22 protein-coding genes and 1 pseudogene are annotated in these 23,310 nt (G+C 60.7%); 10 read left to right on the top strand and 13 right to left on the bottom strand.

The window, feature by feature from the left end; genetic code table 11:
* Position 1: 1 nt before the first annotated feature.
* Both NB231_RS06935 and NB231_RS06940 read right to left on the bottom strand, forming a co-directional pair.
* On the bottom strand, positions 2 to 1,690 hold the full coding sequence (locus NB231_RS06935) for an ExeM/NucH family extracellular endonuclease (protein WP_040662016.1): 1,689 nt from the start codon (positions 1,688 to 1,690) through the stop codon (positions 2 to 4).
* A 112-nt stretch (positions 1,691 to 1,802) separates the two neighbouring features.
* Complete coding sequence (locus NB231_RS06940) at positions 1,803 to 4,016, bottom strand: RelA/SpoT family protein (RefSeq protein WP_005000945.1); 2,214 nt, start codon at positions 4,014 to 4,016, stop codon at positions 1,803 to 1,805.
* A 241-nt stretch (positions 4,017 to 4,257) separates the two neighbouring features.
* Between NB231_RS06940 and NB231_RS06945 the strand changes: the two genes are divergently transcribed.
* A complete protein-coding gene (locus NB231_RS06945; RefSeq protein WP_050756066.1) occupies positions 4,258 to 4,797 on the top strand; it encodes a class I SAM-dependent methyltransferase in 540 nt (179 codons plus the stop codon).
* 68 nt (positions 4,798 to 4,865) lie between these two features.
* Here NB231_RS06945 and NB231_RS17570 read toward each other — a convergent pair.
* A pseudogene (locus NB231_RS17570) lies at positions 4,866 to 5,654 on the bottom strand (IS5 family transposase).
* Between the two features lie 28 nt (positions 5,655 to 5,682).
* Between NB231_RS17570 and NB231_RS18455 the strand changes: the two are divergent.
* From NB231_RS18455 to NB231_RS06965, 3 genes are all read left to right on the top strand, one after another.
* Positions 5,683 to 6,024, top strand: a complete 342-nt coding sequence (locus NB231_RS18455) for a hypothetical protein (RefSeq protein ID WP_156776934.1) — start codon at positions 5,683 to 5,685, stop codon at positions 6,022 to 6,024.
* 464 nt (positions 6,025 to 6,488) lie between these two features.
* Positions 6,489 to 6,770 carry a peptidylprolyl isomerase gene (locus NB231_RS06960; RefSeq protein ID WP_005000953.1) on the top strand — a complete coding sequence of 94 codons (282 nt, stop codon included), beginning with the start codon at positions 6,489 to 6,491 and terminating at the stop codon, positions 6,768 to 6,770.
* 203 nt (positions 6,771 to 6,973) lie between these two features.
* A complete protein-coding gene (locus NB231_RS06965; RefSeq protein WP_005000954.1) occupies positions 6,974 to 7,369 on the top strand; it encodes a peptidylprolyl isomerase in 396 nt (131 codons plus the stop codon).
* 222 nt (positions 7,370 to 7,591) lie between these two features.
* Here NB231_RS06965 and speB read toward each other — a convergent pair whose 3' ends face one another.
* The 3 genes from speB to NB231_RS06980 are packed head-to-tail and all read right to left on the bottom strand — an operon-like array spanning position 7,592 to position 10,021.
* The gene (speB, locus tag NB231_RS06970; protein WP_005000956.1) at positions 7,592 to 8,512 is read right to left on the bottom strand and encodes an agmatinase; all 921 of its coding nucleotides are present in this window, start codon (positions 8,510 to 8,512) and stop codon (positions 7,592 to 7,594) included.
* 1 nt (position 8,513) lies between these two features.
* Entirely contained in the window at positions 8,514 to 9,392 is an 879-nt protein-coding gene (locus NB231_RS06975; RefSeq protein WP_005000962.1) for a spermine/spermidine synthase domain-containing protein, read from the bottom strand.
* A gap of 2 nt (positions 9,393 to 9,394) precedes the next feature.
* The gene (locus NB231_RS06980; protein ID WP_232210407.1) at positions 9,395 to 10,021 is read right to left on the bottom strand and encodes a GNAT family N-acetyltransferase; all 627 of its coding nucleotides are present in this window, start codon (positions 10,019 to 10,021) and stop codon (positions 9,395 to 9,397) included.
* A 275-nt stretch (positions 10,022 to 10,296) separates the two neighbouring features.
* On the opposite strand from NB231_RS06980, the gene mfd reads away from it, so the two are divergent.
* Together mfd and NB231_RS06990 are read left to right on the top strand one after the other, a co-directional pair.
* Positions 10,297 to 13,761: a transcription-repair coupling factor gene (gene mfd / locus NB231_RS06985; RefSeq protein WP_198007254.1), complete on the top strand. Its 3,465-nt coding sequence runs from the start codon at positions 10,297 to 10,299 to the stop codon at positions 13,759 to 13,761.
* A gap of 4 nt (positions 13,762 to 13,765) precedes the next feature.
* Positions 13,766 to 14,440 (top strand): CsiV family protein, encoded by a 675-nt coding sequence (locus NB231_RS06990; RefSeq protein WP_005000980.1) that lies wholly within the window; start codon positions 13,766 to 13,768, stop codon positions 14,438 to 14,440.
* A 149-nt stretch (positions 14,441 to 14,589) separates the two neighbouring features.
* Here the strand turns inward: NB231_RS06990 and NB231_RS06995 are convergent, their stop codons facing one another.
* The 7 genes from NB231_RS06995 to NB231_RS07025 form a co-directional block, all read right to left on the bottom strand.
* Complete coding sequence (locus tag NB231_RS06995; RefSeq protein WP_005000983.1) at positions 14,590 to 15,330, bottom strand: S-methyl-5'-thioinosine phosphorylase; 741 nt, start codon at positions 15,328 to 15,330, stop codon at positions 14,590 to 14,592.
* 66 nt (positions 15,331 to 15,396) lie between these two features.
* A complete protein-coding gene (locus tag NB231_RS07000) occupies positions 15,397 to 15,972 on the bottom strand; it encodes a hypoxanthine-guanine phosphoribosyltransferase (RefSeq protein WP_005000984.1) in 576 nt (191 codons plus the stop codon).
* A 285-nt stretch (positions 15,973 to 16,257) separates the two neighbouring features.
* Positions 16,258 to 16,626, bottom strand: coding sequence for a 50S ribosomal protein L33 (locus NB231_RS07005; protein ID WP_040663473.1), 369 nt, complete (start codon positions 16,624 to 16,626; stop codon positions 16,258 to 16,260).
* Positions 16,627 to 16,784: 158 nt separating this feature from the next.
* The gene (nagZ, locus tag NB231_RS07010; RefSeq protein ID WP_040662017.1) at positions 16,785 to 17,816 is read right to left on the bottom strand and encodes a beta-N-acetylhexosaminidase; all 1,032 of its coding nucleotides are present in this window, start codon (positions 17,814 to 17,816) and stop codon (positions 16,785 to 16,787) included.
* 293 nt (positions 17,817 to 18,109) lie between these two features.
* On the bottom strand, positions 18,110 to 18,868 hold the full coding sequence (locus NB231_RS07015) for a primase-like DNA-binding domain-containing protein (RefSeq protein WP_005000987.1): 759 nt from the start codon (positions 18,866 to 18,868) through the stop codon (positions 18,110 to 18,112).
* Positions 18,869 to 19,089: 221 nt separating this feature from the next.
* Complete coding sequence (locus tag NB231_RS07020; protein ID WP_005000988.1) at positions 19,090 to 19,611, bottom strand: L,D-transpeptidase; 522 nt, start codon at positions 19,609 to 19,611, stop codon at positions 19,090 to 19,092.
* The gene (locus NB231_RS07025) at positions 19,577 to 20,068 is read right to left on the bottom strand and encodes a CYTH domain-containing protein (RefSeq protein WP_040662018.1); all 492 of its coding nucleotides are present in this window, start codon (positions 20,066 to 20,068) and stop codon (positions 19,577 to 19,579) included. The genes NB231_RS07020 and NB231_RS07025 overlap by 35 nt, the downstream gene beginning before the upstream one ends.
* Positions 20,069 to 20,276: 208 nt before the next feature.
* On the opposite strand from NB231_RS07025, the gene NB231_RS07030 reads away from it, so the two are divergent.
* The 4 genes from NB231_RS07030 (at position 20,277) to NB231_RS07045 (ending at position 23,259) form a co-directional block, all read left to right on the top strand.
* Entirely contained in the window at positions 20,277 to 20,939 is a 663-nt protein-coding gene (locus NB231_RS07030) for a cyclase family protein (RefSeq protein ID WP_005000990.1), read from the top strand.
* 303 nt (positions 20,940 to 21,242) lie between these two features.
* A complete protein-coding gene (gene gpmA / locus NB231_RS07035; protein WP_005000991.1) occupies positions 21,243 to 21,941 on the top strand; it encodes a 2,3-diphosphoglycerate-dependent phosphoglycerate mutase in 699 nt (232 codons plus the stop codon).
* A gap of 93 nt (positions 21,942 to 22,034) precedes the next feature.
* Positions 22,035 to 22,766, top strand: a complete 732-nt coding sequence (locus tag NB231_RS07040; RefSeq protein ID WP_005000994.1) for an SDR family NAD(P)-dependent oxidoreductase — start codon at positions 22,035 to 22,037, stop codon at positions 22,764 to 22,766.
* A 19-nt stretch (positions 22,767 to 22,785) separates the two neighbouring features.
* Positions 22,786 to 23,259 carry a DUF1499 domain-containing protein gene (locus NB231_RS07045; RefSeq protein ID WP_005000997.1) on the top strand — a complete coding sequence of 158 codons (474 nt, stop codon included), beginning with the start codon at positions 22,786 to 22,788 and terminating at the stop codon, positions 23,257 to 23,259.
* Positions 23,260 to 23,310: the final 51 nt, after the last annotated feature.

Genomic DNA, 23,310 nt, shown 5'->3' on the forward strand with positions numbered 1-23,310 from the left:
CTCAGCGCAGATCCACCACCACCGGATCGTGATCCGAGGAGCGGTAAAATGTTGGTTTGGCCCGGGGATTCGTGTAGCCGAGATAGCGCGGCTCATCCGCATTGATGTGCCAGATCGCCACCTGCCCCACTGCATCGGCAAGTGCTACGGTGGCCAACGCATGGTCGAGATAGCCCGCGTAGCCGTGATAGACATATGTGTAACGATCGGCGGGCGCCACGCGCTCAGCGATCAGATCCCTAAGCCCGGCGCTCAGCAGCGTTTGCACCGCCGCCTCGCCAGGATAGCTATTCAGGTCTCCCATGAGCAGAAACCGCGGTTGATCGACTGCGGCCTGCAAGCGCTTCAACCACTGAGACAATGCCGCGGCCTGGCGCCGGCGCAACCTTCCCCAGCACCCTCTGCCTTGGTCCGAATCGCCGCGTGCGCGGCAGCCGCCCTTAGATTTGAGGTGCGCCGCCACGACCCCGACCGTAGCGGGCTCGCCATCAAGGCGCCGAAAATCCGCCGCTATCGGCGGTCGTGTGAACACCGAATCCTCATTAATCCATACCGAGCGCGGTACCAGGCGCTGTTCACGGTACAACAACACCGTGCGGATGGCACCACTACCGTAGTCCGCGCCCGCCGCTGCAGCCAAATACCGCGCCTCGCTCGGGCTGGCCGTATTGATCGCACGCACGAGCGCGGCAACCGCCCGGTGACGGTTCTCTACCTCGTGCAAGGCGAGCACATCGGCATCCAATGCGACGATTGCCTCGACCAGCTTGCGTTGCTGGCGTCGAAAGGCAGCCGCGCTCTCGGCACCGCGTCCACCCCGATTGATGAAGTAATTCTCCATATTGAAGCTGGCGAGGCGCAGCGCACCGGCACGCCGGGCCGGCCGTGCCGGACGAGGGTTCGTGTCGCGGAATCGGGGCTCGATGCTCGGTTGAATGCGCCAGCGCCCAAAAGCCTTGGTCAAAACACCGGTGAGATTGATAAGCGCACTCCCCAACCGCCGGGTGCCTGTGCCGTTCAAATACGGGATGGGCCGGGGGACGGCATGATAACTGCCATCGTCAAGCAAAATCCCAGCCGACCGGCCGGCAACCGCGCCGGTCCCATTCTCCGGCTGAAACAAACGCCCATCTACGGACAGCCCAAGCGTTCCATAGTGGGCGAGCTGGTAGTTGGATGTAACGGTCAGCCTGGCTGGCACCCGCACCAGCACGTCTTCCAAGCGTTGCAACTGCACCGACTTGGCAGGCAGTGACAATGGCCAGGCCCGCAATGCGCGATCCGGTCCGCAAACCAGAGTGCGGGTAACCCGTTCGAGCTGGATGCGGCCCCGGTAACGCCCCGTCCGCGCGCTGAGTACAACCCGCTCGCCCACCGCTGGGTTGGCGCTGCCACCCCGCTGCGGTTGATAGACAAAGATTCCCTCTGGGGGACGGCCACCCATGCCGCCCTGCTGGAGAAAAAAACCGCCGAGCGCCCGCGGCGCCATGAAAACGGCGGTGACCGTGCCCACCACAGTGACTTGACGACCTGAGGCTAGCGGTGCCATTCCCACTCCCTTGATGGCTTGCAGGGTAATACCGGAACCCGCTTGACAATCGGCCCGGGCGAACCCACCGGCGCCGAGGCTTACCAGCAGGATCGCCAGGCACCCGGCTAAACGCCGCAACACGCATATAAGTAAAGACACCCTCACCTCATGCAGCGCCTCGCACTACAATTGCTATGCAAAGCAGTTCCGCTTACGCCTGGAATACTTCGGTCAGATTAACAACACGGCCGGTGCTCTTTGGTGCGCGTCACTAGGCGCGCGTCGCTCGGCGCACCCCGTGCACATGGCGCATAGCGGCGATGCGATGCATGACCCGGCTCATCTGCTCGACATCTCGGACCTCCAAGGTCAAATTCATGCGCACCTGACGAGCTTGCCGCTCACTTCGCGAGATCACTTCCAACAGCTTGACCTGCTCACTACCGAGTACGGTCGAGATCGCATTGAGCAGGCCTTGCGGATCGTCCGTTTGGATCTCGACATCCACCGGATAGCGTTGCTCGCCCGGCAAACCCCAGACGGCTTCAATCAGCCTTGCGCTCGCGGTTTTGCGCAGACGAGCCATATTGGGACAGTCGCAGCGATGAACGGAGATGCCCTGGTTGCGGGTGATATAACCGATGATGCAATCGCCGGCCACGGGCCGGCAGCATCGCGCCAACCGAGTAAGCAGATTCCCCACGCCGTCGACGACAATCGCATCGGAGCCATCCCGGCTCGACTTTTCCCTGCGGCGCGCTGGAACCGGCCACGGCTTGGGCTCCTCGAGCGGGCCCGGCTCGCTTATAAGCCCCGCGATATGCCCGCCGGTGATCTCGCCACGGCCGATCGCCGCCAAAAACTCATCGGCTTTCGCAAAGTGCGCGCGCTGCGCCAAACGCTCAAGACTCACCGACCGCATCCCGCCGAGGCGGCGCAGCTCCCGCTCCAACAAAACACGTCCATCAGCCACGTTGCGATCGAAGTCACGCAATCGAAACCAGCGCTTCACCCGAGAGCGGGCCTGGGGGCTCTTTAGATAACCCAAGTTGGGATTGAGCCAATCGCGGCTGGGCTCCATATCGCGGGCCGTCAACACCTCCACTTGATCACCACTTTGCAGCGTGTAGCTCAGGGGCACCATCTTGGCGTTGACTTTGGCCCCGCGGCAGCGGTGGCCGATCTGAGTATGTACGCGATAGGCAAAATCCAGCGGGGTCGACCCTCGCGGCAGGTCGAGAATATCGCCCCGTGGTGTGAGGACATAGATGCGATGCTCGAACAGTTCGGCCTTGTAGCGCTCGATGGGAGCGTATTCGCTCGCCTCTTCCCGCCCCCATTGGAGCAGCTGCCGCAGCCAGGCGACTTTATCGTCAAAGGAGGCATCCCGCTGGCCACCTTCTTTGTAGCGCCAATGCGCGGCGACCCCGAGCTCCGCCCGCTGATGCATTTCTCGAGTACGGATCTGCACCTCGAGACTCTTTCCCGTCGGACCGATTACCGCGGCATGCAAAGACTGATAGTTGTTCGCCTTGGGTGTAGCGATGTAGTCATCGTAACCATGGGGGATTGGCTGCCAAAGACTTTGAATGACCCCAAGCGCCGCGTAACAATCCGGGATTGTGCGCACTAACACCCGAATAGCACGGATATCGAGCAGGTCATGAAAACCGAGGCTCTTTTGCTGCATCTTGCGCCAGATGCTATAGATATGCTTCGCGCGGCCGGCTACTTGGGCCTCAATCCCAGCCTGCTGCAGCGCTGCGGAAGCGCGCCGCTGTAAAGCACGGATCTCACGCTCGCGCTCCACGCGCTTCTCGGCAAGCGAGCGTGCAATGCGCCGATAGTCCTCGGGCTCAAGGATGCGCAAGCTTCGATCCTCGAGCTCCCATTTAATCCGTGAGAGGCCAAGGCGGTTGGCGAGCGGCGCGTAGAGCTCCAGCGTCTGCCGGGCCATGTGCTGCTGAACGGCTAGCGACAGGCGCTCAAGCGTGCGGATGTCGACCAGGCGTTGCGCAAGCGCGATTAATACCACGCGGATGTCCCGGGCCATGGCCAGAATCATCTTGCGCAAGGCCTCTACTTGACCGGTGCCTTGCTTGCCGGACGGTTCACGCTGTTCGCTCAGGGTGGCGACTTGCGCGACCCCATCGATCAGGCTTGGTACCAGCTCACCGAACTCGGCGGCCAACCGCGTAGGCTCGAAGACTCCTAACGACGGCAGCGCATGGAACAGCCCGGCGATAATCGCATCGGCATCGAGCCGCAGTCCGGCGAGTATCGTGGCAACCGATAAGGCATGCTGGAAACAACCCTCCCCCGATGTCCGGTGCTGGCCCGAATACACCGACTGAGCCTGTTCCCAAGCCAGGCGGAGCTTATCCATCTGCGTCTGACTGAGCTCGCACGACAATCGTCGCACCCAGTCCTCGAAGGAAATTTCTCGGCCAGAAAAGTTCTCGAACTCGTCGCTGACATCAACCATGATCGTCGAAACGGCAATCGATGCCGCAAAGGTCGGGCTACGGCAGGGTGGCAAACCGCCGTGGCAAGGCTCGCCTCCCCATGAAATGGATTCGACCGCTGAGCCGGCACTGCATCATACGCCCGTCGCACCGCAGGCTAAGATGACAGCTGCACTCCGCGACAGTAAAGTGGAGCACTCGGTCACTGTCACGGCAACGTGGCGGGCTGGGTCATCAAGGAGCGCTGCGCAAGAGGGGCCTGTGAACAAACCACCTGTCCATGCTGTCGCACCCGAGCCGTGGGTCGTGCGTTTTGCCACCCAAATCCCGCCGGGCCAGCGAGTGCTCGATCTGGCTTGCGGTCACGGCCGCCATACCCACTTCTTTCTTGAACGCGGCCATCCAGTCACGGCGGTCGACATCGATCTCAGTCGCCTAGCAAAGCGGCCTGCCCACCCAAGGCTCGAAGCGATCGAGGCCGATCTCGAACACGGACCCTGGCCGCTCGAGCAGCGGCGCTTCGCCGCGGTCGTCGTCACCAACTATCTCTGGCGACCGATTCTGCCCAATATCGTCGCCTCAGTCGAGGACGGGGGCGCGCTGCTCTACGAGACCTTCGCGCGCGGACAGGAACGCTTCGGCAAACCGACCAACCCCGCTTTTCTACTCGAACCGGGCGAGCTCCTGGAAGCGGTACGCGGCCAACTGATCGTCCATGCCTACGAGCATGGCGAATTTCCCGTGCCCAATGGTTGTCGTGCGGTTCGGCAGCGCTTGTATGCACGCCGCGCGTCGACATGAATCGGAGCTGACCATATTAAAGTGAACCCCGTGGTCAAGACCACAGACCGGCAGATTTAAGAGCGTGTTTACAATCTTCTAATGAGCAGAACGAGGAACGCCAGATGGGCGAATTGCAGACTGGTATTGAGCTTATGCTCGCAGTTCTTCCATAAGCGACGGCGTTTTTCCAGCCAGCCGAAGGAGCGTTTCACAACCCATCGCTGGGGCAGCACGGCAAAGGTGTGCGCTTCGTTGCGTTTGACCACCTGTACCGTCGTCTGAAGCTTCTTCTGTACGGCTTGTGCAAAAGGGCGCCCCGTGTAGCCCCCATCCACCAATACGCTCTGAACCGACTGTAGATTCGATGCGCAGCGATCCATGGCCGCCAAGGCCCCTTTGCGGTCGGTCACATCGGCCGTGGTATCGCAACGGCATGCGGCAACCCTTGGGTATCCTCCGCAATATGGCGCTTGATTCCCGAGACCTTCTTGCCCGCGTCATATCCCTTGTGTTCGGCGCTGTCCGCGTTCTTCACACTCTATGCATCAACGATCAAGAAGCTCGTTGTGGCGCTGCGCCCCTGTTTGGTACGGACCGCGCCAACCCGATTTTTTTAATGCCTGCTCCAGCAGGCTGCCATCCTCTCCTCGCGGTTCGCTCCACTTGGCAAAGTAGGAATGAACCGTGCGCCACTTCGGAAACTCGCCTGGCAACATTCGCCACTGACAGCCGCTTTTGAGTAGATACAGAATCGCGCAGAACACCTCATAGAGATCCACCGTCCTCGGTTTGGTGCGCTTGCGCGCACTCTCCAGTAAGGGCCTGATCTGTTCAAACTGCTCGCGCGTGATATCGCTTGAATATTGCTTCCTCATCCCCTCATTATCAGGGAAAAGAGAGATTGTGAACAGGCTCTTAAAGAAAGAGCTGCGTAGCCTAGTGGATGGTGAGGGATTCAATCCAGGTGACATCGTCGTACTTTCGCCCTTTGCGTTTGCGCGTTCCTGGACGTCTTCCCCACCTTCGGAATTGTGCAATTCAATCGCCGTTCTGGACGATTCCTCTCCTCGTAAATTGAATCGTAATACAATCGGCTTTGCGCAGATTGGGGATTTCAAAGGTCTTGAGAGCGAGGTGATTGTTCTTGTTGATATGCCTAGACCCGGACGTAGCGAAACTCTACGCTCCTGCCAGTATGTCGGGATGAGCTGGGCGCGCGCGCTGCTGAGCATGGTCTGTTGCTGATGGTGCTTGCTGGTGCACGCGCCGCAGCATCTTTGGACAGCGCCTGGGCGTCCGAACCCAACGCCGCCGCCACGAGTTCGACCAGCGCGTTACCGGTACCCTCACGATATCAGTGGTTGGACGGATTCTTCGCCTTCAGCGCGCGCGCAAGCGCCTCGAAGCCTCGGTTGTAGGGCTATCGTTCATGCGACCAAAGGTTCGTTTCTCTTTCGTCTACGCCAGCACCACGCTGATTATAATTTCAGCGAACGGGCCCAATTATGCGACAACTCTGCAACAATCAGGCACACCGTCTGCGCAGCAGGGTAGGCAACGGCGTAGGGAAAACGCTCTGCAAAGCCCCCATCCCAAAGGCCACAATTCCTAGCGGGGGAGGCTTTGCCTAGCGTGTAAGTAACCGCTAAGCTGACAGGGACCAGGGAGCAGTGGCTCCCTGTTATTTTTTACTATCAGGAGAAACGATCATGGCCAAAGCACGCGCACGGCACATCCTGGTGCCCGAGGAGCAGCAGTGTCTGGAGCTGAAAGAGCGCATCGACAACGGCGAGGACTTCGCCGCCATAGCGCGAGAACATTCCAAGTGTCCGTCGGGGCAGAAAGGCGGTGATTTGGGCGAATTCACTCAGGGGCAAATGGTGCCCGAATTCGACAAAGTGGTATTCAACGATGAGCTGAACAAGGTCCACGGTCCCGTGCGCACGCAGTTCGGCTATCACCTGCTGGAAGTCCTCGAGCGCACCGATTGAACCCCACTCGCTAATTCAGATGACTGGGCTGGACGCAGACGGATCGGATTGCGCGCCACGACAGGCGGCTGGAACCGTGGCCCATTCGGTAACCGAGCACTGCAGCGCTTCCTTCGGAAAAACGGCCTATCTTACGACACACAAATCGATAAGCTGTTAAGGATCAGCATGATACACCTTCTTGCGAGGCCGGGAGAACGATCATGATCAAAGCACACGTGCGACATATTCTGGTACCTGACGAACAGCGCTGCCGGGAGTTGAAAGAGCGCATCGACAACGGCGAGGATTTCGCCACCCTCGCCAAGCGGTTTTCCCACTGCCCGTCGGGGCATCACGGCGGTGATCTGGGAGAATTCGGTGCGGGGCGAATGGTGCCCCAATTCGACGAGGTGGCCTTTGAAGGCGAGCTGAATAAAGTCCATGGCCCCGTGCGCACCCAGTTCGGTTACCATCTGATCGAGGTGCTCAGCCGCGGCGAGCGCAAAGACTCACCCATTGCCGTCCTGCGGAGAAAATGCCAAGCGAGTTTGCGGGCGTGCCAAGCAGGCTTGCGGTCGATCTTAACCCTAGGACGTAAGAGCGGGCCTTGGGGATAACGGGCGCGGTGGAGAGCCTGAATACCGGCTACGGGCGGTAAGAAAAGCCTCGCCTGGCAGGCCGCTAAGCGCCGGCATCAGGAGTATAGATATAAAACTGGATATGCAGAGATCGCGCGCCAGGGAGGGCGCAGGGGTGGAACCTGACGGTTGTACCCATACCCATCGCTCCATCGCCACACGCTTGGGTGAATGGTCGCCAGCCGCTCATTCCTCGATTTTTTACTGGTAGTCGATTTCGGTCTGACTGCCCCGCTCCGGGCGTTCATCCAGGCGCTGACTCTTACCCCACCAGGAAATGAGCTTGTGACTGAGCTTCGCGGCGGTCATGTCGGAAACGCAGGAAGGCTCTGGCACCAACTCCACGAGGTCACAGCCGCACAGACTCACTCGTGGATTAAACAGGCAAGCCTCGATGATAGCCAGCACTTGATACCAGGATAGCCCACCGGGTTGTGGCGTACCCACCCCCGGAACGACAGCCGGATTGAACGCATCCATATCGATCGTGAGCCAGACCGGACCGCTCAGCGCAGCGATTGCCGCGAGCAGTGCACGCCAGCACTCGGGGCGCTGCAGCTCGCGGTCCATGAAGCAGCGTATGCCCGGGTCGTCATCGATACGGATCGCCTCCTCGTCGAGTAAGGAGCGCACGCCGGCCATCAGAATGGTGTGACCGGCTTCGCGGACGTGATGCATCGGGCAGGCATGACTGAATCGTGTGCCATCGAACTCACGACGCAGGTCGGCGTGAGCATCCAGCAACACGGCGGTGCCCGAAGCGCTCATACGTCCCTGTATCAACGCCGGGGTAATCGAGTGCTCGCCGCCCAGCGCCAGCAACAACGGTCGACCCGGCAGAGCAGCCACACCTTGCTGTAAGCGTCGCTGGAAATCGCCTTCGCTCTCGGCCGAGTGTTTGTTGAAGGGCGGCAACACTGTAATGCCCATGTGCTTGAAGGGTGACCAGCGCTGATCCTCATCGTAGTATTCGAGCTGTTCGGTGGCCGCTAGGATCGCCTCGGGCCCGCGCCCGGTTCCCGGCTTATAGGAAACGGTCTGCTCGTAGGGGACCGGCAGCACGATCACATCGGTGTCATCGAGCGGACGGTTCGGGAGTAACTGATAACGTGCTTGGGCCATTTCACTTCCGTTTACACGAGGTGAGGAGACGCGAACGCAACGTCGCCGGGAAGATGAAGGCCCCGGCCAACGCCACCGGCCCGGTCGCCGGCAAGACCAGCGTCCGCTCCCGAGCGCGCTCCATGAAAAGCTGTAGCGGTGGCGCGCCGGGCTCGGGCAACGGCTCGTCGGAGGCGATCACATAGCTCCACAGATGATAAAAACTCGGCACCACGATGCCGTAGCTGGCCGCATTCCGGAACTCGCTCTCAAGCGTTGCGCGCACCCATTTATGGCCCTCGACACTACTCGCCGTAAGCCCGCCCGCCTGGGTAGCGAGCACGGCGCCGGGAGCGAGGTGTTTACGCAACTCAGCGTAGAAGCTGCGACTGTAGAGCACGGCCGTCGGCGAATCCCAATCCTCGAAGTCGACCAGATCGCCGATCACGACATCGAAGTTGTCCGTGTTTTCACCCAGGAACTCGTTGATATCGCGGCACTGCAAGTCCAGCCGGGGATCCGCAAATGCCTCCCGATTCCAGTCGGCGAGGTGGTGCTGGCAAAGCTCCACAAATTCCCGATCGATATCCACCATAACCACCTGCTCGACACCCTGATGCCGCAGCACCTCCCGCGCGGTCGCGCCCTCGCCACCGCCCATGATCAGAACGCGGCGCGGCGCGGGGTGGAGGAGCAACGCCGGATGGACGAGCGTCTCGTGATAAATACCCTCATCGGATTCGCAGGACTGGAGATCACCATCCAGCACCACACAAACCCCGTGCGCCGAAGAACGGAAAAACAGGTACTCCTGATAGGCGGTGCGCCCGTGAGCGAGCACTTCGACGACCGGCCGCAGCACCCGATCGCCGTTGTCGCTGTTCTGCCCGTAGCTCAACATAGTCAGAACACCCCCACGAGATCGGGCACCCGCTGTTGCTGCCTCACCAAACGGGCATCATCCGGGCGCACCTGATAGCCGTCGCTAAACAAATGCTCGATGACCTGGCGGATCAATTCACCGGCGATGGAGCCCACCCGATCCGAGCGGTGTAACGTGAGCAGCGTCATCGGTTGGGTTGCGGTTAAGCTGCCGTAGTGCGGGACTCGATAATCCAGCGCCAGCTGACGGAAGCCCTGGCCTAGGTAAAACGGCACCAGCTCCGCTTCGGCTTCCACGAACAACCACGCCGGACCGGCCTCAGCGTGGAAAGCGCAGACCGCATCACGCAGCAGTCGTCGGCCCAAGCCACGCCCGCGCAACGCCCGGCGCACTGCCAGAAACGTCAAGACGGCATAGTCCAACACTGCCACCCGGTCCAGCAGATGGAAACCAGCGACAAGCTCATCGGCGGACCGCAGCACGGTCAGCCGATAGCGACCCGAGTCGATGCGCGTTGCGATCCGCGGCAACGGCTCCCGCTCCCAGAACGGAAACGCGTGTTGGTATATAGTGGCAAAGGCCGACCACTCCGGGCTCTTGGAACAATGCACCGGCACCAGTACAGTCTCTGCCCGCGCAGCGCTCATGGTCATTCGATTGTGGTCACTCAATCAGCTTACCGACTCCCGTGCTCCCAGCCATCCGACCCGGCTATTATCGAGTGCCCCAGTTCGGATCGCCATGCACACCACTGACAGTTCCAATTAACGAAATAGTGTACCAAGATCGCGCAGTGCGATTCATACGGTTCCCCCTGCCGCGGTGATTGATTACACTTGGCCCGCCACCGTACGTCCAGCCGCAGCAAGTGGTTCACGCAGGCGGCACAAGCGGTCTTAATCAGATAACCAGCCGACGGACCATGGCCCCGAATTACCTGACCCCCATGACACCGCCGTTACCGGGCAAGCCGGGGCAATGCCTGGACTGGTACGGCCTGCCCGGCGCCGCGCCAGCGCTCGCCATCGCCAACGCAGCGATGGCGGGTACGAATCTGATTCTGGTCGCGGCAGCGAGCTCACAGCTCGCACAACAGTTGGAAACGGAACTGCGCTTCTTCGGCGGTGATTCGCTGGATGTGCAGATGATGCCAGACTGGGAGACATTGCCCTACGATGTCTTCTCACCGCACCAGGATATCGTCTCGCAACGCCTACGCACTCTTTATCGGCTACCCACCGTTCAGCGATCCGTACTCATTGTTCCCATCGCCACGTTGATCCAGCGCATCGCTCCGGTGAACTACCTAGAAGAGCGGGCTTTCCTCGTGCAAACCGGCGAGCGCATGGTGCTCGATGACATGCGTACCCGGCTGGAACGCTCCGGCTACCGGTGCGTCTCGCAAGTCATGGAACACGGCGAGTTCGCCGTGCGGGGCTCGATTCTGGATCTCTTCCCCATGGGCAGCGATGAACCTTATCGCATCGACCTTTTCGACGACGAGATCGACTCCATCCGCACTTTCGACCCCGAGAGCCAGCGCAGCCGCGCACGCATCGAGCGCATCGAGCTGCTGCCCGCCCGTGAATTCCCCACGGACGAGGCAGCCATTACCCGCTTCCGCGGCAACTACCGCAGTCTTTTCGAGGGCGACCCCACCGCCAGTCTCATCTATCGGGAGGTGAGCGAAGGGCGCCTGCCAAACGGCATCGAGTATTATCTGCCGCTGTTCTTCCAAGAAACGGCTACGCTGTTTGACTATCTACCCGGCGACACGCTCACTGTCGTCGTGGGCGAGATGAACGCTGAACTGGACCTGACCTGGCACCATATCCAGCAGCGCTACGAGCAGCGCCGACACGACCGGGAGCGTCCTCTGCTTGCCCCGAAACGCCTTTATCTCGCACCGGATGAGTTGCGGGCGCGGCTCAAGCGTTTCCGCCGGGTGCGCTGTCATGAACACGCACCCGAGGCCGCCGGCCGCCCCCACTTTGCCGCCGCCACGATTCCCGACTTGCGCATCGCGCCGCAACAAACCAACCCTCTGGGCCGTTTGCAACAGTTCCTGCAGGACTATTCGGGGCGTGTGCTGTTCATCGCCGAGTCGGCTGGTCGGCGTGAGGATTTATTGGCTCGTTTGCAGAGCATTGCCGTGCATCCCCAGCCGGTTGCGGGTTGGTCCGAATTCCTGGACCACAGAACCCGGCTCGGCGTCGCCGTAGCCCCGCTCGAACAGGGCGTAGAGCTTGATGAACCGCCGCTCGCGCTACTACCCGAGACCGCTTTATTCGCCGGTCGGGCGCAGCAGCGCCGCCGCCGGCAGGGCGCGGAGCGCGATCCGGAGGCGATCATCCGTGACCTGACCGATCTCCACCTCGGCACACCGGTCGTGCATAAAGACCATGGCGTCGGGCGTTACCGAGGCCTGCAGATCATCGAGGTAGGCGGAATTACCACCGAATTCTTGACCATCGAATACGCCGGCGGCGATAAGCTCTATGCACCGGTCTCGGCATTGCATCTGGTCACGCGCTATACGGGGATGGACCCCGAGCACGCCCCGCTGCATCGACTTGGCGGGGAACAGTGGGAACGCGCCTGTCGGCGCGCTGCCGAACGCGCGCGCGATGTGGCCGCCGAGCTGCTGGAAATCTATGCCCGCCGCGCGGCGGCACAAGGTCATGCCTACTGTTTCCCTCGGTCGGACTACGAGGCATTCTCCAGCCAGTTTCCCTTCGAGGAGACACCCGATCAGCAGCAAGCCATCGATGGGGTGCTCAGCGACCTGGAATCGAGCCGGCCCATGGACCGCGTCGTTTGCGGCGATGTCGGCTTCGGTAAAACCGAGGTCGCAATGCGCGCGGCCTTCATCGGAGTGCAGGACAGTCGGCAGGTCGCGGTACTGGTTCCTACTACCCTCCTCGCTCAACAACACTTCCGCAACTTCCGCGACCGCTTCGCCGATTGGCCCATTCGAATCGAGCAGCTCTCGCGTTTCCGCAGCTCAAAAGAGCAAAACACCGCGCTGCAGGATCTGGCCGCCGGAAAAGTGGACATTGTCATCGGCACCCACAAGCTGCTGCAGGATAGCGTGCGTTTCAAGAATCTGGGATTGGTGATCATCGACGAGGAGCATCGCTTCGGAGTGCGGCAAAAGGAACAGCTCAAGCGCCTCCGTACCAACGTCGACGTACTCATGCTGACCGCGACACCGATACCGAGGACTCTGAATATGGCGCTGGCGGGGCTGCGTGATATGTCCATCATCGCCACACCACCCGCGCGCCGGCTCGCCGTCAAGACATTCGTCAACCAGTGGAACGACGCGCTGATCCAGGAAGCCTGCCTGCGCGAGCTGCATCGCGGCGGCCAGGTCTATTTCCTGCACAATGAGATCCGCAGCATCGAACGTATCGCCCGTCAACTCCATGAACTGATCCCGGACGCCCGGGTGCGCATCGCCCATGGCCAGATGCGTGAGACCGAGCTCGAACGGGTGATGCTGGACTTCTACCATCAACGCTTCAACGTGCTGGTCTGTACCACGATCATCGAGAGCGGCATCGATGTCCCAAGTGCCAATACCATCATCATAAACCGTGCGGACCGCCTGGGGCTGGCGCGACTCTATCAGCTGCGGGGCCGGGTCGGGCGCTCCCATCATCGAGCCTATGCCTACCTGATCGCGCCGCCAAAGAACCTGATGACACCGGATGCAGTCAAACGCCTAGAGGCGATCGCCTCGCTTGAGGATCTCGGCGTCGGCTTTTCACTCGCCAGCCACGATTTGGAGATTCGGGGCGCCGGCGAACTGCTCGGCGACGAGCAAAGCGGCCAGATTCAGGAGGTCGGGTTTACGCTCTACTCCGAGTTGCTCGAGCGTGCCGTGCAGAGTCTACGGGCAGGCCGCGAGCCCGTGTTCGACCCGCAATCCGACAGTGCCACCGAGGTGGACTTGCGCATCCCCGCGCTGCTGCCGGAGGACTATCTGCCGGATATTCATGCCCGGCTGGTAATGTACAAACGCATTGCCAGCTCGCGCACCGAAGAGGCGCTGCGCGAGCTGCAAATCGAAATGATCGATCGGTTTGGTCTTTTCCCCCAGCCGGTCAAAAACCTGTTCCGCCAAGCCGAGATCAGGCTGCGCGCCGAGCGCATCGGCATCATCAAAGTGGAGGCCGGGCCGCGGGGCGGAATCCTAGTGTTCCGGCCAGAACCCGATGTCAACCCGGCAACGATCGTCCGGCTGATCCATGAGAACCCCAGCGTCTATCGACTCGAAGGCCAAGAGCGGCTGCAGTTTCGCCAAGCGCTGGAAGACGCCGAGCAGCGGATCGCTACGGTCGCGAAACTCCTGGATAGGCTCGCTGAACAAGAGGCGGCCTAGGCCGATGGACCAGTCGCGCTGCCCCAGCCATCGCTGCATTGTCGTAGTGCTGGCCTTGCTCTTGGGCGCACTGGCCACACCCGGGCTGGCGCAGAACACGTATGCGGTGGAGGTGGTGATCTTTCGCCACTGGGAAGCCCCGGACAACGACGCGGAATTCTGGCCCCACCAACCGCCACCGATCTCACGTTCCGCGACCCAACGCCTGGTTACCTTGGGACCCGCGGCAAGCGGCGCCGATGCGCCGGGGTTCAACCGCCTGCCGGCCACCAAGCTGCAGCTCGCCGGTATCCACCAACGTCTCGCGCGCTCTAATGACTACCGGGTGCTGCTGCACGTCGGCTGGCGGCAACCGGGTCTCAAGCCCAACAATGCCGCCGCCGTCGTATTGCCGCTGAATTGGTTCCCGCCAGCGCAGCTTACGGCGGGCGCCGGCGCCAGCCAAAACCCGTTCGAGTCCTTGCCGCAAGGCACCCGGCTTTGGGGAACGCTGCGCCTGCTCCAGCGACGCTATCTGCACTTCCAGGTGGACTTGCGCTATCGGCGCGACGGCGCGCGCGCGGGCGATGCGGCGACAGTCTATCCGATGACCCAAAGCCGACGTATGCGGGTGGGTGAGATTCACTATCTCGATCACCCGGTGCTTGGCATTCTGGTGCAGGTGCGCCAACTAAACTAACTCGTCCCAAATCCAACCGCCCCCAGATGACTCACTGCTCGACGAGACCTCATGCTCTGTCCAGCAGGGTGGTGGCGCAGGCGGTTTCAGCGAGGATCGGATGGCGCCGGGCGACCCGCGCCGCCGGCACTCCGCAGTGCTCTACTGCCTTAGAGCCTGTGGATCAGCTCGGTCAACAGCTTCCGCACCTGCGTCATACCCGTACGTAATGTGCTCTCGATCTCGCTCATCGCCACAACGGTTTGCCCATGCAGACCCGCCGCCCAGTTCGCCACTACGGCGCAGGTGGCATAGGGGAGTTCCAACTCCCGTGCCAGAGCCACTTCCGGCATACCCGTCATACCGACCATGGAACAGCCGTCACGAGCCATCCGACTAATCTCCGCCGCTGTCTCCAGCCGCGGCCCCTGCGTTGCACCGTAGGTACCCTGCTCCACCGCATCGATTCCGGCCGCGCGCGCGGATTCGATCAGCAACGCGCGCAGCCCCCGATCATAGGGCTGGGTAAAATCGATATGGACGACCTGCGAGAGGTTTTCACCGAAGAACGTATGATCCCGGTACCAGGTGTAATCGATGATCTGATCGGGGAATACGAGCCGGCCGGGAGACAAATCCTCAGCGATACCGCCGACGGCGGCCACGGCCAAAATCCAGTTGGCATTCAAATGCTTGAGCGCCCATATATTGGCACGATAATTAACTTTATGCGGCGGAATGGTATGACCATAGCCATGGCGCGCAAGAAACATGACCGGCTTGCCGTCCAGCACCCCATGCGTAATGGGGCCCGAGGGCTCGCCATACGGGGTATGTACCATTTCCCGGCGCTCGATCTCCAGCCCATTGAGAGAAGTCAATCCCGTCCCGCCGATGATGGCAAGTGTCATACACGGGCTCCTTGCGCTGTGATGGGGGTTGTGGCTGCCCCCCCAGCCTAACAACCAGGCGACAAATCAATCCTCGAGTTCCCTTTTGACGGCATAGATCCCAGTCAGATTCCGAAAATAGCCCTTGTAGTCCATGCCAGCGCCGAATACATACCGGTCATCGACCTCCAGCCCATAGAAGTTGGCCTCAAGCCCTTCGAATCGACGGTCGTGTTGCTTGTTCACCAGCACAGCGGCAAGCACCTCCTGCGCTCCACCCTCGTAGCACTCATCAATGATCCCCGCCAACGTATGACCTTCATCGAGAATATCGTCGACTATGAGCACCGTGCGTTCGCGCAACGATGTCTGCGGCCGGGCGAGCCAAACCAAGTCCGCACCCCGAGTCGAGCGGTGATAGCGGGTTGCATGGATGTAATCCACTTCCAGCGGAAATTGCAGCCGCGGTAGCAACTTGCCCAGCGGCACGAGCGCGCCGACCATTACACCCAGGACCACCGGCATGCTACCGCCCAACTCGGCCTCGATCTCTCGGGCCATCTGGTCCAGAGCGCGCTCGACGTCTTCCTCGGTATGAAGTCGGTCAGCGCTCCGGAGCACTTCGTCCAAACGCTGCGGAGTCACCTGCTGCTGCGTTGCCATTTAATCGTCTCGCCGCTTAGAACCTGTTATAAATTACCCGCGACGCCGGGCCGGCGGCCATTTTCTCACAAGATAAGGCGTCACGAGCGCCGTGTAACCCACTACATAAGCGAGCGATAACGCAGGGTTGCGGGAAAATGGCCCCGGCCCCTTGGGGTGGCGCCCAAAATACGGCCACCCGGCGTTGCTCATCGTTCATTTGGAACAACCAAACTTCTCTCCTAGCGCCTTGGCTGGCCGCACTTTGGGCAACCACGCGACGCTGCGGGTGATTGTTAACAGGCCCTAGTAGGAAAGCGCCACCGTGTCATTGTCCATCGCCTCGCTGATGATGTAAGCGCTCCCCACCGGCTCGCTGATTTCCGGGATCAGATCACCGCCCCAAATGTCGATCGTGGTAGAGGACACTTTGAATACCACGCCGGCCGCCTGGGCCTCCCGGATCAAATCGTAGACGGTCTTGTTCGCTCCCTCATGGATACGCAGATTTTCAGCCACGCCTCGCAAGGCAAGCCGCCCGGAGATTCCGCTGAAAATCACTTCCACGTCGTACTCCATCGTAGCCGCAACGGTCGCCTGCATGATCGGCGCCCCCAACTCGGGGCAGTTCATCGGGTCGGTATTGACCATGATGATTAGCAGCTTGCTCGCCAACGCGGCACCCCCAACGCTCAGGCCCTGGCTCAAAGAGCGAGAATTATAGGTGCCACATGTATAGGACACCACCCCTGCGACGGTAACTCCGAAGTTGACTCGATCCGCGTGCAAATCGGGTGACCTAGGTGGCGTCCGAACCGTCGGCGTCACCGCCGTTATCGAGGTACCTCTCCACAGAGCTGTGTTGCCAACGTAACTGCCGGCAGCCAACGCGGATCCCGCTGCAGCGGCGATCCGAGTCGTCCTTCGCCGCGTAACGCGGCCAAGCGCGCCGCCCGAACTGGGCGTTCGACACTAGGAAGGCGCTCCACGATACTTGCAGCAGGCTCCCAGTCGTTGCCAAGCAGCAACAAATCACAACCCGCCGCCAGCGCAACGCCGGCCCGCTGGTACAAATCCCCTATGCAAGCCGCGGCCTGCATGCCTAAATCATCGCTGACGACCGCTCCCGTGAAACCGAGCGTTTCTCGCAACACGCCGGCGATCCACACTCCGGAAAAGCTGGCCGGTCGCGCATCCACCTGAGGGTAGAGCACATGGGCCATCATCACCCCCTCCAACCCGACAGCGATCAACCGTCTGAAGGGCAAAAAATCGACACTGGCGATGGTGTCGAGGGGGCGATCGTCCACGGGCAGCTCATGATGCGAGTCCGCCACCACTGCACCATGGCCGGGGAAGTGTTTGCCAACCGCTGCCATTCCGGCCTGGCGCATCCCACGCACCCAGCTCAAGGTGAGATCCGCCACCGCTCCCGCGCGGCGATGAAATGCACGCTCGCCGATCACCCGGCTCACGCCGCGCTCGACATCAAGCACGGGGGCGAAGCTCAGATCCACTCCCGCCGCGCGCAGCTCCGCGGCCATCAGCCAACCGAGGCGCTCGGCGGCAGCAAGCGCCACGGGGGGGCCATGGTCGTATAGCCGGCCAAGGCAGGCCGGCGCCGGCAACGCCGTGAACCCGGTGCGGAAGCGCTGCACACAACCGCCCTCCTGATCCACCGCAATCAGCAGTGACGGTCGGCGAATGGCATGAATGGCTTCGGTAAGTTGGCTCAACTGCTCGATGGATTCGTAATTGCGGCTAAATAGAATCACTCCACCGATGCGAGGATCGCACAGCAATTCACGCTCTTCCGGCAGCAGTACGAGGCCGCGAATGCCGATCATGACAGGCCCCAAGTGCATGACTATCCTTTGGATTGAACGGTTATCACCTCGCAGTATGGCGTACCATACGAACACTGCGAAAGCCTTATCTGGTACGCCCTTCCATCAAACTGATTGCCACTCGTTCAGCCTTCATTCACCCGTCACGGTCGAAAGTAGCTACTCGGTAGCTCCTCGGAAACGGGCGGATATGGGTAAAACGGCCTTACGATACGCCTACGGACAACCTCCATTCGGGAAAAATCATTCCCGAATCGAGAGCTGTCGCAAGCGTGGGCGGGGGTTGAACTTTAACTACAAAAAATCAACTCTCATATTACCTTCAACCGCGGGCGCCGACCGATGAGCTGCAGACCGATGAGAAGCTGCACACCCCGGGCGTCGCGTTGCTGCGGATAGCCGTAATAGTCCAGCCGCTCAAAGAAATCCTTGTGGCCGAGCGGACGGGCGTTGTGCTCGCTGCGCATCCAATCCTTGTAGGCGTCGTAGAACACCTCTGCCGGTGCCCGAGTGGTGGTGGATCGGCGACACTGGGTCTCGATAAACTGGGCGACCTGGTCCAATGCCGCTTGCAGCTGCGTGGCCTCCAGCCGAGTCTGCTCAGAGGCTTCGTCAACCAGAGCAAGATCGACGGCAACCCGGCCTGCGGGGCTCGGATAGCATTTAGCGCCGTGCTTCGCCACGAGCTGGTCGAATATGCTGCGGGTCAAGGGACGCTCGATACCCTCGTTCGCCGACCACTGCTCATAGGCTTGCCAGAGCTCCGGCAGAGGAGTTCGGGCGTGTTGTGATAGATAACATTGGGTCTCAATGAACCGGATGATGGGACTCACGGCTTCCATAATGACCTCGCCCACGGCTGGGAGCCAGGCGATTGGTTTGGCGCCGCTGGTCGGGTGCTCGAAGACGAACGCCGCGCCGGTGGCCGTAGGCACCCAACCCGACTGCCCGGGGCGTCGCACTTGGAGCTGGGCGTCGGCCAAGATTGAATTCACTTGATGGGGCGTCAACCCGTAAGGTTTGCCGAGGTCCGCCGGTGAAACACCACTGGCATTCTCTTGGGTAGGCATATAGCTATTCCCTCCTGAGGTTCCGTCCGCACCCTGGCCGGAACAACTCGACCTCAGTCCAACAGGACAAACTGGCAGGGGCTAACCTTTGCTCGCCGTGCGCCCTCCGCGAGCGTGATCGACACGATGATTCGCCAGGAGGCCCCTCCATACACTCTGTATGACCTTTTGTATTTACAAGATACTTCGCGGCAAACCAAGGTAATATGTCAAGAAATAACTTAGCGCTCGATCAAAACCCGGGTCCGCACCGATACGGCCTCGAACAGCTCGACAACATCCGCGTTACCCATGCGAATACAACCTTTGGAGGCAGGCAAGCCAAGGGGCACGTTAGCCGGTGCACCATGGATGTAGATGAAACGACGCATGCTATCCACCGACCCCAAGCGGTTGAAGCCCTGCTCTAGGCCACTGAGCCAGAGAATGCGAGTCAGTATCCAATCGCGACCCGGATAGCGGTTTGCCAGCGCTGGCGAATAAATCTCACCCGTTGGCCGGCGACCGACGAAAACGGCTCCCAGAGGTTGATTGGCGCCGATACGAGCACGGATCACATGCCAACCGCGGGGCGTACAACCGCTGCCCATCTGCTCCCCCACCCCATTGCGGCCACTTGAAACGAGGTAGCTGCTCAGCAGCCGGTTCGCCTGGTATAGGTGAAGTCGCTGGGTCCCGAGTTCGATGAGGACCCAGCGTGCAGCACCCTCAGAATCCGGCTCGCTCCGCCTCTGTCCAATCACGATATGGATAGTCCACCAAGTTGACGTTGTAATAGCGCAGCCGATCCGATACCTCGTGGCCAGCCCAGACAGGAACCGTGAAGCGCTCCTGTGGATCCGTAAGTTCTATCTCCGCGACGACCAACCCCGCATTCTCGCCCTGGAAGCAGTCCACCTCCCAAACGTGCGCACCTACGCGAACACGGTAGCGGATCTTTTCAATCAACGGCTTGCGACAGAGCTCAGCAAGCATTTCCGTAGCGTCCCGAGCCGGGATCGGGTAATCGTATTCGCGCCGGGAGATCGTCATCGTGCCGCTTTTAATATTGAGCCAGGCCTGCTCGCCGGCTAAGCGCACGCGTACACTGGAGGTGCTGCAACCAATGAGATAGCCCTGACGGTAAGTCGTGCCGGCATCGGCGTCACGCTGCCAGTCATCGGCGATCACCAAAAATTTGCGCTCGATCTCAGTAGCCACCGAAAGGCTCCTTACAACCCGAGTATGAACCGCTACCATTCTAACCGGAACACTCGGCAACGCAGCCCGCGACCTTTGACGCGACCAAATCACTGCGGTGCGCGTCCGGCCAATCAAATGCGCCACTATCGGTGGCAGTCGACTCAGGCTATTGTTGTGAATGCCGCACAAAACCACACTCGAGCTCGATCCAAGACTGCAATAAATCATGGAACCGGCTGACTGGATCGACATCTCCGTACCCATCCATGACGCAATGCTGCGCTGGCCAGGTGATCCGGCCGTGCAAGTGCAGCGAACACACACCATCGAACACGGTGACGAAGTTAACCTGACGCAGCTGTCGATGAGCGCCCACACCGGCACGCACATGGACGCACCGTTGCACTACCTGCCGGGCACCGCCAGCATGGATGCGTTGCCCTTTACGGCAATCATCGGGCCGGCGCGGGTGCTGACCGTGGCAGCGCCGGGTCCGATCTCGCAGCACATGCTCGAATCAGCCGGTATCCAAGTTGGGGAGCGGGTGTTGCTCAAGACCCGCAATTCGGATCACTCCTGGTCCAAACGCGCGTTCAACCCTCGGTTCACGGCCTTGAGCCTGGAGGCGGCACGCTGGCTCGCCAGGCAGCGGATACGCCTGCTCGGCATTGATTATTTGTCGGTGGGGCCCGGCAACGAAGAAGGTGCCGAAGTGCACCGTGCGCTGCTGGGTGCGGGAATATGGATCATCGAAGGCCTCGACTTGTCGGCGGTCAAATCCGGTCCATACGAACTCATTTGCCTGCCGCTGCGCCTTGCCGGCGCAGAAGGCGCTCCGGCCCGGGCACTGTTGCGGCCGCTAGCGACTCAGGAGGGCGCCGAACGCTGACTGTGCGGGCCTTATCCGAATCTAAAGCGGCCTACTGCTAATGTAAAAAGTAACCGGCTGCACCGCTTTGGCCACAGGAGCACAATGAACGCGGCGCGTTTACAGCAATACCCGTGTGCTCTACCACTGGGGAAATTATGCAGCCATGGCCAAGTTATGTGAGACGGTTGCTTACCACAGTTGATATCATGCAGCCGTGCTCGCGTGCCCTGCCCATGCAGGAGAACACTTGACCAGACAATCCCCCGGAGCTCGGGGATCAAATGACCGGAAAATTTCAATAAACGAGGGAGTTGCTTGCCGATGAAGAGGCTCGTCCTGCTCAGGCACGGCCAGAGTAGCTGGAATCTTGAGAACCGATTCACAGGCTGGCAAGATGTCGATTTGAGCGATCAAGGTCGAGAGGAAGCGTACGCGGCTGGACAACTGCTTGCCCAGCACGATTTTCGCTTTGATTGGGTCTACACCTCGGTGCAGAAGCGGGCGATTCGCACGACTTGGATCACGCTTGACGCGCTGGATCAGATGTGGGCTCCGATCACTAACGATTGGCGCCTCAATGAACGTCATTATGGCGCGCTCACCGGCTTGGACAAAGCCGAGACCGCCCAAAAATACGGCAGCGAACAGGTGCATGTTTGGCGGCGCAGCTATGCCACGCCCCCGCCACCCATGTCCGGGGATGACCCGCGCCACCCCCGGTTCGATCCACGCTATGCCGGACTGCGCCCGGAGTGGTTACCTGCTACCGAATCGCTGAAAGACACCCTAGAGAGGGTGATGCCTTACTGGAAATCCAAAATTATACCGCGGCTACACGATAACAATACCCTACTTATCTCCGCCCACGGCAACAGCCTACGCGCCCTGATTAAGCACCTGAATGCGATCAGCGACGAGGCAATCACCAGCCTGGAGATCCCCACCGGCGAGCCGCTCATCTACGAGCTGGAGGATGACCTGACGGTAGTTCAAAGCTATTACTTGCGGGAGGGCGTGTGATGGACGAGCGCAGCGCCTTACAGCATGCAGCCCGCTTGACCCCACCGCAGGGGCCAACTAATTTCAATTTGAATTTGGCCCGGTATAACAACCATGACTGAAAATCGCCGCATTGCCGTCATCACGGGCGCCAACCGCGGGCTTGGCTTCGAGACCGCACGGCAATTAGCGCGTCGCGGCTACAAAGCTGTGCTCACCAGCCGCGATGCCGTACAAGGAAAAGCGGCAGCCGACAAGCTTCAGGGTGAAGCTCTGGACGTTGGCTACCATCCGCTCGATGTCACCCGCGCCGATAGCGTGCAACGTCTTGCCGGGTTCCTGGATAATGCCTTCGGCCGGCTCGACGTGTTGGTCAACAACGCCGGCATTTTCCCCGAGCAGGCGAGCGCCCACGGTGCTCACAGCGCACCGAACGTATTCGAAATGCCCTTGGAGTCGCTGCATGAAAACCTGCAAACCAATGCCTTTGGAGCGTTGCGCCTAATCCAAACGATCGTGCCGCTGATGCGTCGCCACGGCTACGGGCGTATCGTCAACATTTCCTCGGGCTATGGCCAGCTCGCTCATATGGCGCATGGGTTTCCGGCTTACCGAATGTCCAAAGCGATGCTCAACGTAATCACCTGCTTAGTTGCCGCAGAGTTCGAAGAGGAGAACATCAAGATCAACTCAGTGGATCCCGGTTGGGTGCGAACCCGTATGGGCGGCACGCAGGCTACCTACAGCGCGGCCGAGGCGGCTGAATGGGTGATCGAGGCAGCAACGCTACCCGATGCGGGACCGAGCGGTGTATTCCTAAAGCGTGGCCAGCCCATCGAGTGGTAACAAAAGCCCTTGGCAAACGATGCAGCATCTGATCCAGTTGCTATTGGCCCTTCTTTTAGTCGGGGTGATCGCAGCGCTCGCGGTCATTGCTTACAACCACCCACCGCTGACCTCGAGTCCTGGACTGTTGACGCGGCTTAGCACCTATCTCACTCGCCACGTCGCCCAGACCGAGCCCATGTCGGCCTATCCGGAACGGCGGCTACACGTTTACCGCCGCCCGGCCCAAGCCGTGCTCGAAGCCGCCGTTGCGGCGGCGCGCGCCAACGACTGGCAAATCCAGAGCATCGACTCGAAACATCACCACCTGCATGCGGTAGCGGTTACGCCGCTATGGCGTTTTAAAGACGATGTCGAGGTCTGGGTAAAGACGACCGAAGACGGTGGCAGCGCGTTGTATCTGCGCTCGGCGTCCCGGGTCGGGATCGCGGATTTTGGGGCGAACACAGCGCGTCTCGTGCACTTTCGCCAGCAAATCGAGCAACGGCTTTGACTCCCTACCACAGCTTGTGCAGGCCTTGCGAACCGTATTGCGAAAACGCGC

Origin of the sequence: Nitrococcus mobilis Nb-231 (assembly GCF_000153205.1) — a bacterium.
Taxonomy (GTDB): Bacteria; Pseudomonadota; Gammaproteobacteria; order Nitrococcales; family Nitrococcaceae; genus Nitrococcus; species Nitrococcus mobilis.